This window comes from Paractinoplanes ovalisporus (assembly GCF_016834655.1).
Taxonomy (GTDB): Bacteria; Actinomycetota; Actinomycetes; order Mycobacteriales; family Micromonosporaceae; genus Actinoplanes; species Actinoplanes ovalisporus.
The window spans coordinates 274,126-287,325 of record NZ_JAENHP010000004.1 but is presented as its reverse complement, the minus strand read 5'-3'; the positions used below and the strand labels follow the sequence as shown (position 1 = coordinate 287,325).

The 13,200-nt window shown below is 71.5% G+C and carries 12 protein-coding genes; 6 read left to right on the top strand and 6 right to left on the bottom strand.

Going from position 1 to position 13,200, the window contains the following annotated elements; all coding sequences use genetic code 11:
• Positions 1–124 precede the first annotated feature (124 nt).
• The 3 genes from JIG36_RS15425 to mobA form a co-directional block, all read right to left on the bottom strand.
• Positions 125–1,213 carry a T3SS (YopN, CesT) and YbjN peptide-binding chaperone 1 gene (locus JIG36_RS15425; protein WP_203376969.1) on the bottom strand — a complete coding sequence of 363 codons (1,089 nt, stop codon included), beginning with the start codon at positions 1,211–1,213 and terminating at the stop codon, positions 125–127.
• Between the two features lie 86 nt (positions 1,214–1,299).
• Positions 1,300–1,575 carry a DUF6457 domain-containing protein gene (locus JIG36_RS15420; protein ID WP_203376968.1) on the bottom strand — a complete coding sequence of 92 codons (276 nt, stop codon included), beginning with the start codon at positions 1,573–1,575 and terminating at the stop codon, positions 1,300–1,302.
• A gap of 95 nt (positions 1,576–1,670) precedes the next feature.
• Positions 1,671–2,270, bottom strand: a complete 600-nt coding sequence (gene mobA, locus JIG36_RS15415) for a molybdenum cofactor guanylyltransferase (protein ID WP_307872729.1) — start codon at positions 2,268–2,270, stop codon at positions 1,671–1,673.
• 192 nt (positions 2,271–2,462) lie between these two features.
• Here mobA and fdhD point away from each other — a divergent pair, with 192 nt between their 5' ends.
• Positions 2,463–3,290 (top strand): formate dehydrogenase accessory sulfurtransferase FdhD, encoded by an 828-nt coding sequence (fdhD, locus tag JIG36_RS15410; RefSeq protein ID WP_203376967.1) that lies wholly within the window; start codon positions 2,463–2,465, stop codon positions 3,288–3,290.
• A 142-nt stretch (positions 3,291–3,432) separates the two neighbouring features.
• On the opposite strand, the gene JIG36_RS15405 is transcribed toward fdhD, so the two are convergent.
• Together JIG36_RS15405 and JIG36_RS15400 are read right to left on the bottom strand one after the other, a co-directional pair.
• Positions 3,433–4,455: a DUF4192 domain-containing protein gene (locus JIG36_RS15405; RefSeq protein WP_203376966.1), complete on the bottom strand. Its 1,023-nt coding sequence runs from the start codon at positions 4,453–4,455 to the stop codon at positions 3,433–3,435.
• Between the two features lie 41 nt (positions 4,456–4,496).
• Positions 4,497–5,000: a GNAT family N-acetyltransferase gene (locus tag JIG36_RS15400; RefSeq protein WP_203376965.1), complete on the bottom strand. Its 504-nt coding sequence runs from the start codon at positions 4,998–5,000 to the stop codon at positions 4,497–4,499.
• Positions 5,001–5,056: 56 nt separating this feature from the next.
• Here JIG36_RS15400 and JIG36_RS15395 point away from each other — a divergent pair, with 56 nt between their 5' ends.
• The 5 genes from JIG36_RS15395 (at position 5,057) to JIG36_RS15375 (ending at position 12,316) form a co-directional block, all read left to right on the top strand.
• Complete coding sequence (locus tag JIG36_RS15395; protein ID WP_203376964.1) at positions 5,057–5,938, top strand: fructosamine kinase family protein; 882 nt, start codon at positions 5,057–5,059, stop codon at positions 5,936–5,938.
• A gap of 69 nt (positions 5,939–6,007) precedes the next feature.
• Positions 6,008–7,039 carry a GTP 3',8-cyclase MoaA gene (gene moaA, locus JIG36_RS15390; RefSeq protein WP_203376963.1) on the top strand — a complete coding sequence of 344 codons (1,032 nt, stop codon included), beginning with the start codon at positions 6,008–6,010 and terminating at the stop codon, positions 7,037–7,039.
• A 105-nt stretch (positions 7,040–7,144) separates the two neighbouring features.
• Positions 7,145–7,405, top strand: a complete 261-nt coding sequence (locus tag JIG36_RS15385; protein ID WP_203376962.1) for a MoaD/ThiS family protein — start codon at positions 7,145–7,147, stop codon at positions 7,403–7,405.
• Positions 7,406–7,754: 349 nt separating this feature from the next.
• Positions 7,755–9,101 carry a metallophosphoesterase gene (locus JIG36_RS15380; protein ID WP_438870734.1) on the top strand — a complete coding sequence of 449 codons (1,347 nt, stop codon included), beginning with the start codon at positions 7,755–7,757 and terminating at the stop codon, positions 9,099–9,101.
• 77 nt (positions 9,102–9,178) lie between these two features.
• The gene (locus JIG36_RS15375) at positions 9,179–12,316 is read left to right on the top strand and encodes a UvrD-helicase domain-containing protein (protein WP_203376961.1); all 3,138 of its coding nucleotides are present in this window, start codon (positions 9,179–9,181) and stop codon (positions 12,314–12,316) included.
• Here JIG36_RS15375 and JIG36_RS15370 read toward each other — a convergent pair.
• Complete coding sequence (locus tag JIG36_RS15370) at positions 12,303–12,980, bottom strand: prepilin peptidase (RefSeq protein ID WP_236047086.1); 678 nt, start codon at positions 12,978–12,980, stop codon at positions 12,303–12,305. The genes JIG36_RS15375 and JIG36_RS15370 overlap by 14 nt on opposite strands.
• Positions 12,981–13,200 lie beyond the last annotated feature (220 nt).

Genomic DNA, 13,200 nt, shown 5'->3' with positions numbered 1-13,200 from the left:
CTGTCGAGCCGCCCGGTCCCGTCCGCCCCGGCGGGCCGGGCGGCTTTCGACCGCCTGGCCGCACGGCGCGACCTGGCCTGGAGGTTGATCCCGGTGCGCGTGTCGTCGGGCGGCTCTCGGCTACCTACAGGTACATCCCGGTGCGGTGGGTGTCGTCAGGGGCCTTGGCCGGGGCGGGCTTGTCGCCCTCGCCGAAGAAGCGCTTGCCCCCGAACTCCCCGTGCAGCCGGTCGTCGAGCTCGTCGGCCAGCCCGGTCATCACCTGCACGGCCAGCATGAGGTGGGTGGCCTGGAAGTTGCGCCCGAAGACCGGGATCGACGCCCACACCGTGTCTTGAGCGCAGTAGAGCCGCCCGATCGGCATGCGGTTGGTCAGCTCGGAAAGCTTCACATAGAGCTGCTCGGTCGGCTCGACGTCGGTCAGGACCGGCGAGAACACGTCGACCAGGGGCGGGTTGTCGCGCACCCGGACGAACACCATCGCCGACCCGGCCCGGATGCCGATGTCACCGTCGGCGTCGACCTGGAGCTGGTCGGTGGTCGTCTTGGACATGGTGGCGACCACCGTGCGGACCCGCTCGTCGAGCGGGACGACCTCGTCGGCCGCGTCGGCCAGGGCCGCCGCCAGCGAGCCGTCGTCGTCCAGGTCGTCGAGGCTCAGGTCGCCGTCGATGCTGGGCTCGTGCCGGGCGGTGGCCAGGGGCGCGGTGTCGATCGGCTCGTCGTTCTCGTCGTGCACGAGGTAGACGAGGAACGCCGGGTGCGGTGCGCCGTAGACGTCGCGCAGCGTGCGGGCGACCACGGTGGCGAGGCGGTTGGCGCTCTCCTGGTCGGAGCTGAGGCCGAACGAGTCGCCGGAGCCGGCCAGCACCCCCGGCGGCGACCAGCCGAGCGCGACCAGGTCGGCGATCGAGCTGCGGTCCATCCGGTAGCCCTCGGGCAGCCCGGCGTTGCCGATCGCCAGCGCCTCGACGACGCCGCCCTCACGCACCCGGATGCTGACCGAATAGACGGCCATGCCGGTGCCCGAGGCGGTCGGGTCGAGCGTCAGATCGACGTGCGCGCCCGGAGCCAGGGTCGGCAACAGGTCGGCCAGCGCCCGCGCGAACTCCCGCCAGGCCTCGCCCACCTTGGCCCGAAGATCGGCCGTGGTCGGTTCGTCGAGAAGTACACCCTCGGTGGATTCGCCGCCCTCGGCGCTCTGTGCCGTCATGATCGTCACCTCCGCTCCCGCCACCCTATCGAGCGGCGTCTGCCCGCTCGCCCCCTCTCTCAGGTGATGGGCGTTTCTTCAAATTTTCAGTCGGTCCCGGCGTCGCCCGCCGCCTCTTCGCCGACGTTCGCCTCGGACGGCCAGTCGAGCGCGAGGTCACTCAGTTTCCCGGCCAGCCCGGAGACATCCGCGCCACGTCCGGCGGCGAGGCCCAGCAGGTACGCCGTCACGGGGGCACCCGGCCGCACCACACCGTGGGCGACGTCGCGCGCCAGATCCAGCACGGTCTTGACCGGAATGTCCGCGGGGTCGACGCCCGCCTCTCCGGCGGCGGCGATCACCCAGGCGTCCAGCTCGTTCATGGTGTCCAATCCGGTCGGCTCATCCTGCGAATTTCTCGCCATCTTTCCCGCTGCCGACCGAGTTGATCATCGTGTTTCCGGCCACTAACCGAAGATCAACGTGCCCATTCCTCGGCGGTCCGCAGATCGTCGTCGGTGTCGCAGTCGAACCAGGGCGGCGGGCCCGGGCGGCGCCACGAGACCTCGGCGACGCGCAGATGGTTCATCAGCTCGCGGACCGAGGCGCCGTGCAGCCCGCCGCGTTCCTCGGCCAGCCGACTGACCGCCTCGCGCAGCGCCGCCGTCCGCCAGACGCCGCAGAGCATCTGCCGGCGGCCCTCGGCGTCGCGATAGACCGCGCCCTGCATGGGCGCCGACTCGGCGGTCAGGCGCAGCACGTCGATCGCTTCGCCGGTGAGCAGCGGCAGGTCGGCCGCGAGCAGGGCGGTGTAAGTGACGGTCTCGGGGACCAGCGCCAGGCCCGCCGCGGTGGCCGCCACCGGGCCTCCGCCGGGCGGATCCTCCCTGGTGGAGTGCACCGGCACGGGCAGATCGGGCGGGACCCGGCCGACCACGATCCGCGGGTCGGCGTCGTGCACCGCGGCGAGGACCCGGGTCAGCATGGATTGGCCGGCCACGGGCAGGGTCGGCTTGTCCGCGCCACCCATCCGCCGCGCAGCTCCGCCGGCCAGCACCACCGCCGCAAATCCCCCCACGTACGTACCGTATCCCGACCGCGTGTCGAGCGTGAGCGCGCGCTCAGTAACCAGACATGGATCACTCCCGCCCCACCGCCGGACGATGCCCCCCAGCCGAGGCCGAACGGCGTGCCCCAGCCGCGGCCGAGCAGTGTGCCCCGGCCGCGGCCGAACAGTGTGCCCGGGCTGCGGTCGACCTACGCTCGTCTCATGGCGAGGACGATGACCCGGCGACCGGTCGTGAAGATCAACCTCGAGGCGTCCGGCGACCCGCGCCGCCGCCCCGACGATCTCGCCGCCGAGGAGCCCCTGGAGATCCGGCTGCGCCGGGCCCCGCTCGCGGTCACCATGCGCACCCCCGGGCAGGACATCGACCTGGCCATGGGCTTCCTGCTCACCGAGGGCGTGATCGGCGACGCCGGCGACGTGGTCACCGCCCAGCTCTGTGCGGGCACGGACACCCCGAACACCTACAACGTCGTCGACATCGTGCTCGGCGCGGACGTGCCGCCGCCGGTCACCGACCCGAGCCGCAACTTCTACACGACCAGTTCGTGCGGCGTCTGCGGCAAGGCGAGCATCGACGCCGTCCGCACCCGATCGCGCTTCGACGTCGCCGGCGACCCGCTGACCGTCGCGGCGGCCACCCTGGTCGAGCTGCCCGACCGGCTGCGCGCGGCCCAGCGCACCTTCGACCGCACCGGCGGCCTGCACGCGGCCGGGCTCTTCACCGCCGACGGCGAGCTGCTGGTGCTCCGCGAGGACGTGGGGCGGCACAACGCCGTCGACAAGGTGATCGGGTGGGCGCTGCGGGAGGGCCGGCTGCCGCTGACCGGGCATGTGCTGCTCGTCTCGGGCCGGGCCAGCTTCGAGCTCACCCAGAAGGCCTGGATGGCCGGCATCCCACTGCTGGCGGCGGTGTCGGCGCCGAGCACGCTGGCCGCGGAGCTCGCCGACGAGGCCGGGATGACGCTGGTCGGTTTCCTGCGCGGCCGCAGCATGAACGTCTACACCTCCCCCGAGCGGGTCACGGTCTGAAGCCCCCGTCGCGGCCCTCGACAGCGCGGAGCCGGCGATCACGGCCCTCCTCATCGCGCCACGCTCCTCGGCGGCGCGAACACGGCCCTCCTCATCGCGCCACGCTTCTCGGCGGCGCGAGGTCGGCGACCACGGCTTTTCTTCATCGCGTCACGCTTCTCGGCGGCGCGAGGTCGGCGACCGTGTCGTGACTGATGCCCGCGGCCAACAGGCGGTCGAGGGTGCAGGCCATCCGGTGGCCGGGGTCCTGTCGTAACGCCCGGTCGATCGCGACCCGCGCCAGCGCGCCCAGCCCCTGCCGCCAGGCCGCGTGGGAGAGCAGGCAGGCCGGCCCGGGCACCCAGAACGGATCGACCCCGCGCGTCACCTCGGTCCACAGTGCGATGCGCCACGGTTCGTCGCGGGTGCGGTTGATCGCCTCGTCGAGCACCACCGGGCTGGTCAGCACCACGCCCAGATGGGCGATCTCCTCCGCGGTCAGCGAGCGGCCGGACGCGTACGTCGTCTCCGCCTTGATCACGAGGAGCCGACCGGCCCGCAGCAGCACCAGTTCCGGATGGGGGTTCACCGAGAAGAGCAGCGCGTATCGCCGGCAGATCCGGGTCGTCGCGGCGCTCGTGCGCGCCCGCAGCTCCCCCTCGACGGCGGCGACCTGTGCGATCAGCGCCTCGCGGCTGGGCAGCGCGACCTGCCCCTGATAGACCGCCGCGGCAGCGACCGAGCCATGGGTGGGCACGGGATTTCCGGACGGCGGGCAGCACGCACTGTCGGTGCAGCCGAATCGCCACCACCGTCCGTCGGTGATCCGCAGTTTCTCCCGGATGGGCACGCCGCTGCGGGTGAGCCCGGCCGCCAGCGTCTCAACCGTGCGGCCCACCGGACCGGGCCGGCCGTAACCGAGGATCGTGACCGCCTCGACCTCCTGCGCGGCGACCAGCGGCGCGATCGAGTCGTCGCCGTCGTCGTCGGGCCGCAGCAGGTCGTGCCGCGCCACGAAGCTGACCACCGGACCGGCCGTGCCGATCACCACCACGCTGTCGGTGGGGTGGAAGCCCAGCAGGTAGGGCGTGACCGCGATGAGGTCGGCGGAGCTCCGGACGGTGATCGTGCACTCGGGGTTCATGCCGGGCAGCGTGGCCGCTCGGGCGTCCGCGCCGAGTGCCATGCCGCCGCCCTGTGGACGACACGCCAGGTTATGAACAGGCGCTACGAACGGAACTGCAGCTCGTGGAGTTCGAGGCTGTCGTGCTGGCGGTCGGGCGCCGCGCTCTTCAGGTCGAGGGTCAGCTCGATCGACGAGACCACGTCGTAGCCGGCCGCGTGCAGGCTGCGGATCGCCTCGACGTTGCGCGACTCGGGCGAGATCGTCAGCGAGGTCATGTTGCGCCGCCGGGCCTCGTTGGCGACGTGCCGCAGCAGCTTGCGGCCGACACCCTTGTGGCGGTGCGAGATCGTCACGACGATCGGTTCGACCTCGCCCGCCTGCCCGTGGATCACGAGCCCGACCAGCCCGATCACCCCGTCGTCGGCGTGATCGGCGACCCACAGGCCACCGAGATCGAGCCGGGTGAGGTATTCCTCGAAGCCCTCGCCGCCGTCCTGATCCGGCACGCCGTACATCTGGTTGTGCTGGTTGGTCAGCTCGGACCACAGCTGACGGCCCGCGGAGTGGTCACTCGGACGGTACGAACGCACTGTGACAGGGCTCATGCCGACATTTTGACTCCGATTTCCGGCATCCGTAAGCCGAAGCGGAAGATATGGCCGTGGACCAGGCGTACTTGCGCGCGCACCCGGAGCATCTCCCGACATTTCTCACCCATCAGCGCATCCGGGAGACGCCGGTGGGTGGCGGCAGCGTGTCCTCGGCCAGCCGCCTCACGCTCGACGACGGCTCGTCCGTGTTCGCCAAGACGTGGCGGTCGGGTGAGCCCCCGGAGGGCTTTTTCGCGGCCGAGGCGTCCGGTCTGGCCTGGTTGCGTGAGGCCGGGGCGCCGGTGCCCGAGGTGATCGTGGCGTTGCCGGCCCTGATCGCGACCGAGTGGATCGAGCCCGGCGAGCCCACCCGCGAGGCGGCCGAACAGCTCGGACGCGACCTGGCGGCGCTGCATCGCGCCGGCGCGGACACCTTCGGCGCGACCTGGAACGGCTATATCGGCCCGCTCGGCCTCGACAACACGCCGGCGACCGGATCGTGGGGCGCCTGGTTCGCCGAGCGCCGCCTCCTCCCGTACCTCAAGCTTTCGGCCGACCGCGGCGCGCTCACCACGACCGAGGTCACGCTGGTCGAGCAGATCATCGAGACCCTTTCCCCGTACGGCGGTGACGAGCCCCCCAGCCACACCCACGGCGACCTCTGGCCCGGGAACGTCTTGTGGGCCGCCGACGGCCGGGCCCGGCTCGTCGACCCGGCCGCACAGGGTGGTCACCGCGAGACCGACCTGGCTGAGCTGGCCCTCTTCGGCGGCGTGCCCTACCTGTCGGCGGTCCTGGGGGCGTACGAGGAAGTGTTTCCGCTCGCCGATGGGTGGCCGGAACGCGTGCCGCTGCACCAGCTGCACCTGCTGCTCGTCCACACGGCGGCGTTCGGCGGAGGGTATCGCGCCGACGTCCACGCGGCCGCGTTGTCCACACTTCGCGCGATGTGAGCCGGACCGGTTGTCCACCGGCGGATCTTCGTTACGGCCGTTGAGCGCGGAAGCGGCTAGATTCGATCTGTGAGCACGCGGGAGAAGCCGGCTGTGACCCCGCTCGCCGACCGGTTCGGGCGAGTGGCGAGAGATCTGCGCGTCTCACTCACCGACCGCTGCAATCTGCGCTGCACCTATTGCATGCCCGAGGAGGGGCTGGCCTGGCTGCCCCGCCAGCAGCAGCTGACCGACGACGAGGTGATCCGGCTCATCCGGGTCGCGGTCGAGCGGCTCGGCATCCGTCAGGTGCGCTTCACCGGCGGCGAGCCCCTGCTGCGGCGCGGGCTGGTTGGCATCGTGCAGGCGGCCGCGGCTCTCGAACCCCGGCCGACGCTCATGCTGACGACCAACGGCATCGGTCTCGAACGCCTGGCGGTCCCCCTGCGCGACGCTGGGCTCGACCGGGTCAACGTCTCGCTCGACACGCTCGACCCCGCACGGTTCCGCGAGCTGACCCGCCGCGACCGGCTGCCCGACGTGCTGCGGGGGCTGTCGGCGGCGGCTGCGGCCGGGCTCACCCCGGTCAAGGTGAACACCGTGCTCATGCGGGGCATCAACGACGACGAGGCGCCGGCCCTGTTGCGCTTCGCCCTCGACCATGGCTACCAACTGCGCTTCATCGAGCAGATGCCGCTCGATGCCCAACACCAGTGGAACCGGCACGAGATGGTCACCGCTGAGGAGATCCTGGCTTCGCTCCAGCCATACGCGTTGCAGCCCGATTCGGTTTCACGTGGAACAGCGCCCGCCGAGACCTGGTTGGTCCCGGGCCACCTCGACGCGGCCGGCGAGCCCGCCCGGGTCGGTGTCATCGGCAGCGTGACCAGGCCGTTCTGCGGTGACTGCGACCGCACCCGGCTGACCGCCGACGGCCAGGTGCGCGACTGCCTGTTCGCCACCGACGAGAGTGACCTCCGCAAACTCGTCCGCGACGGCGCCAGTGACGCCGACCTGGCCGAGGCCTGGCGGGTTGCCATGAGCGGCAAACGAGCCGGCCACGGCATCGACGACCCCAGCTTCCTGCAGCCTGCTCGTCCCATGTCGGCCATCGGCGGCTGACATGGCCTTGGTGATGATCTGCTGTGCCGACGAGGTCGCGCTCGACCATGCGGCGACCGCCCTCGTCATGGCTGGGACGCGCACCGCGGCGGCCCGCGAACAGGAATGGAGACCGTCGTGGCGAGCCTGACCATCCGCTACTTCGCCGGGGCGCGGGCGGCGGCGAACGGCACGCGGAGCGAGACCGTCGAAGCCACGACGCTGGGCGAGCTGAAGCAGCAGCTGACCGACCGCCACGGCGAACGGCTGGGCGTCGTGCTCAAGGCCGCCAGCTTCCTGGTCGATGGCCTGACCTGCCACGACGAAACCGCGCCGCTGCCGACCGACGCCACCGTCGATGTCCTCCCACCCTTCGCCGGCGGCTGACGAGGGGTTTCGGCCCGCACGACTTGGCAGCGGTTGAGGCAGACGGCAGCTGTTCGGCGCCGGCCGACGTTGAGTGACGCACGCGAAACCGAGCGGCGGCCAGGGCGGATAGAAGGCGAGCGGCGGCCGGGGCGGATAGAAGGCGAGCGGCGGCCGGGGCGGATGGCAGGCGACGAGCGGCATTCCTCTTCGCCTGGCTGAGGAGCTATTACGCCCGAACGGCTCCGTCAAGACGGTGAGTGGGGACACCCTGGGTGGGCTCGTCAGTCGGCTCTCAGGAAGAGCCTGGACACTGTGCGGGAGTTGAACTGGGGAGGACGTCTTGGTGGTATTCGTCGGGCTGATTCTGGTGGTCATCGGCCTGATCCACTTCTATCTGTGGAAGCGGCTGGTCAAGGACACGCTGCCGCCGGGACGAGCGCGCCGGATCGGGACGATCGTCGCCGTCGTTCTGACCCTCCTGGCCCCGGCGACCCTCATCGGGGTGCGGTCGGGGGCCCTCGCGTTCCTGGCCTGGCCGGGCTACCTGTGGATCGCGCTCATGTTCTACCTGCTGGTCACGCTCGCGGTGCTCGAGATTCCCCGGCTCGCGGTGGTGCTGGTGTGGCGCTCACGGAGGCGTACGGGAAAGGGAAGCGCAAGCGGAACCGCCCCGAGTGACCCCGTTGTGCCCGCCGCAGGCGACACGCAAGCCGAAGCGGGACAGGTGCTCACCCTGGTCGAGGCACCTGAAGACAGCCCCGGAAATGGTGAAAAGTCGGGCGGAAGCACGGTCGGAGCGGCCCCGGGAACCGGCCCGAACAGCGGAACGGACGCGGCCAGCGGAACCGGCGCGGGCAGCGGAACGGGCGCGGACGACACCAGCGGCGGGAACGGGATCGACCGGCGGGTCCTGCTGGCGCGCGGCGCGGCGATCTTCGCGGGACTGACGGCCGCGGGCATCACCGGCTACGGCGTCAAGACCGCGACCGGCGGCCCGCAGATCGCCCGCATCCAGATCCCCCTGGCCAAACTCCCCCGCGCCATGGACGGCACCCGCCTCGCGGTCGTCTCCGACATCCACCTCGGACCACTGACCGGCATGAATCACGCCCGCCGCATCGTCGACGTGATCAATTCGGTGCAGGCGGACATCGTGTGCGTCGTCGGTGACCTTGTGGACGGCAGCGTGGCAGAACTCGGGCGGTTCGCGGCGCCGCTGGCCGACATCCAGTCGCGACAGGGGGCGTATTTCGTGACCGGGAACCACGAGTACTACTCGGGCTTCCAGGAGTGGGTCGACGAGGTCGCTCGGCTGAACATCCGCCCGCTGCGCAACGAGCGCGTCGAACTCGGCGCCCTCGACCTGGCCGGCGTCAACGACCTGGGCGGCGCCGACGCCGGTGACCCGCCCGACTTCGCCCGGGCGCTCGGCGACCGCGACACCGCCCGGCCCGTCGTGCTGATGGCCCACCAGCCGGTCGCCGTGCACGACGCGGCCCCGTTCGGGGTCGATCTTCAGGTTTCCGGTCACACCCACGGCGGCCAGATGGCACCCTTCAACCTGCTGGTCGGCCTGGAACAACCGGTTACGTCCGGTTTGGGCACGGTCGATGGAGTTCCGGTCTATGTCACCAATGGCGCCGGCTTCTGGGGGCCGCCGGTCCGCGTCGGAGCGCCGCCGCAGGTGAGCGTGATCGAGCTGCGCACGAAATAGAGAAGACACAGGAACATCAAGATCCGTAATTTCGTCAAGGCGTGGCGATTCGTGCGAGCGATGGAGGGCGTGACAGGATGCAGCGCGTGCCCTCGGACGACGCAGGTTTTCCCGCGGACACGTACGTTGCGGATCTGCACATCCACTCCCGCTTCTCGCGTGCCTGCAGTCGTGACCTGACGCTGCCCACCCTGTCCTGGTGGGCGCGGCGCAAGGGCATCGCGCTGCTGGGCACCGGCGACTTCACCCACCCGGCGTGGTTCGACCATTTGCGCGAGAGCCTGGTCGAGAAGGAACCCGGCCTGTTCGCGTACTCCGACGAGGCCGAGGTCACCAAGCGGCTGCCCGGTTCGTTGCAGGCGAGCCGGGCCGCGACGTTCATGCTCAGCGTCGAGATCTCGACGATCTACAAGCGGGACGACCGCACCCGCAAGGTGCACCACCTGATCTACATGCCCGACTTCGCGGCCGCGACCCGGTTCAACACCGCGCTGGGCCGGATCGGCAACCTGACCGCCGACGGCCGGCCGATCCTCGGGCTCGACTCGCGCGACCTGCTCGAGATCACCCTCGAGGCCGGCGGCTATCTGGTTCCGGCACACATCTGGACCCCGTGGTTCTCGGCGCTGGGCTCGAAGTCGGGCTTCGACGCGATCGCCGACTGCTACGCCGACCTGGCCGAGCACGTCACCGCGGTCGAGACCGGCCTCTCCTCCGACCCCGAGATGAACTGGCGGGTCTCCAGCCTCGACCGCTACCGCCTGGTCTCGAACTCGGACGCCCACTCCCCGGCCGCGCTGGCCCGCGAGGCCACGCTGTTCACCGGCGTGCCCGACTACGAGGCCGTCCGGACCGGGGCCGGCCTGGCCGGAACGCTGGAGTTCTTCCCCGAGGAGGGCAAGTATCACGCCGACGGGCACCGCGCCTGCGGCGTGAACTGGGAGCCGCAGCGCACCCGCGAGAGCGGCGGGCGGTGCCCGGAGTGCGGCAAGCCGTTGACCGTGGGCGTGCTGAGCCGGGTCGAGGATCTGGCCGACCGACCGCTCGGCTTCCACCGGGACGACCACGTCGAGCACCTGATCCAGCTGCACGAGATCCTCGGCGAGATCAACGGCGTCGGCCCGAAGTCGAAGACGGTCGAGTCGCAGCTCAACCACCTGGTCGCCACGCTCGGGGCCGAGCTCGACATCCTGCGCAAGGTGCCGCTCGACGCGATCGGGCAGGCCGGCGGGGACGAGCTGCGCGAGGGCATCACCCGGTTGCGCCGCGGCGACGTACGGCGGGTGGCCGGTTACGACGGTGAGTACGGGGTGATCACCCTGTTCGAGCCGGGTGAGCTGCGCAACCGGGCCAGTGCGCCGCAGGTCGAGACGCTGTTCGACGTGCCGCAGCAGCGAAAGCCCGAGCCCGCCGCCCCGCGCCCGAAGACCCCCAAGGCGCCCAAGGAACCCAAGAAGGTCACGCCGCCGCCGATCACCGTTCCGGCCAGCCCGCACGAGCCGTTCGAACCGATGCTCGCGGGCATGGAAGAGGTCGGTACCGGCCTGCTCGACCGCCTCGACGCCATGCAGCGGGTGGCGGCGTCGGCCCCCGGCGGTCCGCTGCTGATCGTGGCCGGCCCGGGCACGGGCAAGACCCGGACGCTGACCCACCGCATCGCCTACCTCTGCGCCGAGCTGGGTGTCTTCCCGCACCGCTGCCTGGCCATCACGTTCACCCGGCGGGCCGCCGGCGAGCTGCGCGAACGGCTCGACGCCCTGCTCGGTGACGTGGCCGAAGACATCACGGTCGGCACGTTCCACTCGGTGGGCCTGACCATCCTGAAGGAGAACGCCAAGGCGGCCGGGCTCGGCGCGCACTGGCGGATCGCCGACGAGGCCGAGCGGGTCGAGGCGCGCGAACAGGCGGGCGACGACGACCTCGCGTACGCGAAACTGCTGCGCCAGCAGGACCTGGTCGACCTCGACGACCTGATCGCCCTGCCGGTCGCCCTGTTGCGCGACGAGCCGGCGCTGGTCGAGAAGTACCGCAAGCAGTGGCAGTGGATCTTCGTGGACGAGTACCAGGACGTCGACGACACCCAGTACGAACTGTTGCGCCTGCTCAGCCCGGCCGACGGCAACCTCTGCGCGATCGGCGACCCCGACCAGGCGATCTACTCGTTCCGCGGCGCCGACGTGAAGTACTTCCTGCGCTTCAACGAGGACTTCGTCGACGCCCGGCTCGTCCGCCTGACCCGCAACTACCGCTCGTCGGCGCCGATCCTGGCCGCCGCGGTGCAGGCGATCGCGCCGTCGTCGCTGGTCAACGGCCGGCGCCTCGACCCCGCCCGGCTCGACCCGGAGGCGCCGCTGGTCGGCCGTTACCCGGCCGCGAGCGTGGCCGACGAGGCCGACTTCGTCGTGCGCACCGTCGACGACCTGGTCGGCGGCCTCTCCCACCGGTCGCTCGACTCGGGCCGGGTCGACTCCCGCTCGGTCGCGGCCGGAAACCTGTCCTTCTCGGACATCGCCGTGCTCTACCGCACCGACTCGCAGTCCGGCGCGATCGTCGAGGCGCTGTCGCGGGCCGGCGTGCCGGTGCAGAAGCGCTCGCACAACCGGCTGCGGGACCGGCCCGGCGTCCCCGAGATCGCCCGCGAGCTGCGGCACGCCGACGGGCTGAGCGGTTCGCTCGCGGCCCGGGTCAAGCAGACCGCGGAGGTGCTGGCCCAGCGGTCCGCCGCGCCCACCCTGGACGGCGAGCAGATCGCCCCCGAAGACATCTGGACCGCGGCCGACCTGCTGCGCCCGCTCGCCCAGCGGATCGGCGACGACATGCCGCGCTTCCTGCAGGAGATCGCGACCGGCGCCGAGGTCGACGCGCTCGACCCGCGGGCCGAGGCGGTCAACCTGCTGACGCTGCACGCCGCCAAGGGTCTCGAGTTCCCGGTGGTCTTCCTGGTCGGCTGCGAGGACGGCCTGCTCCCGCTGCGCTGGCCGGGCAGTTCACCCGACCCCGATGCGGTGGCCGAGGAGCGCCGGCTGTTCTTCGTCGGCCTGACCCGCGCGCAGGACCGGCTCTATGTCACCCACGCGGCCCGCCGGTTCCGGCACGGCAGCGAGCGGGAACAGAGCCCGACCCCGTTCCTCGACGTGATCGACTCCGGCCTGTTCGAGCGGATGGGCGACACCGTGCCCTCCCGTCCGAAGGATCGGCAGCTCAGGCTGTTGTGAGCGCGACCAGCGCCCCGAACAGGAGGGCCGGTCCGAACGGCAGCGGGCGTCCGCGCCGGGCGAGCAGCAGCGTCAGCGCGATCGTCCCGTTGATCAGGTGGGGCACCACCAGACCGACGATCACGGCCGGCCATCCGGCGAAGCCGAGGACCGTCGCCAGCACGGCCGCGAGCTTCACGTCGCCCAGGCCCAGGCCGCGGCCGGGCAGAAGAGCGATCATTCCGTACGTCGTGAGCACCACGCCCCCGGCGACGAGCGCCGGGCCGATCCGCGGTGGCCACTGCACCGCCAGAGGCACCACGGTCAGCAGCCCCACCGCGGCCACGAGCCGGTCGGGCAGCCGCAGGCAGCGCATGTCGATCAACGCCAGCAACAGCCCCGGGACGGCCGCCAGCAGGAAAAACGGCAGCAGTGGGGACGGGCCGAGCGACACCGCCAGCATCGCGCCGGCTGCTGCTCCGGTGAGCGGCGTCATCGCGTACGGGAAGGGACAGCGACAGGACGCACCCACCCGGACCCACCCGGTGAGATCGCGGCCGCAGGACGCGCAGGTCGCCCGCGGCGACTCTCCGAACGCGACGCCGAGCCGGTGCGCGACCCGGGGCAGGAACGCGGCCGTGGACCCGCCGAAGACGGCGGCCATGATCACGAGGAGTGCGGACATGGATCGGGACCGTATCCGCCGTACGCGGCATTCGCGGGTCGTGTTGTTGACAACCGCGGCGATTCCGTCCGGGTTTGTGTCGGCCCCGCACGCTACGGTGGCAGCAGCGTAACCCGCTTCCGGAGGAAATCCTGATGTCGCAGAACGGCCCGTATTCCGGCCCGCCGTGGTCGCACGGGAGCTCCGACGAGCCGTATGCCGAGCCCGCCGACCCGTGGGG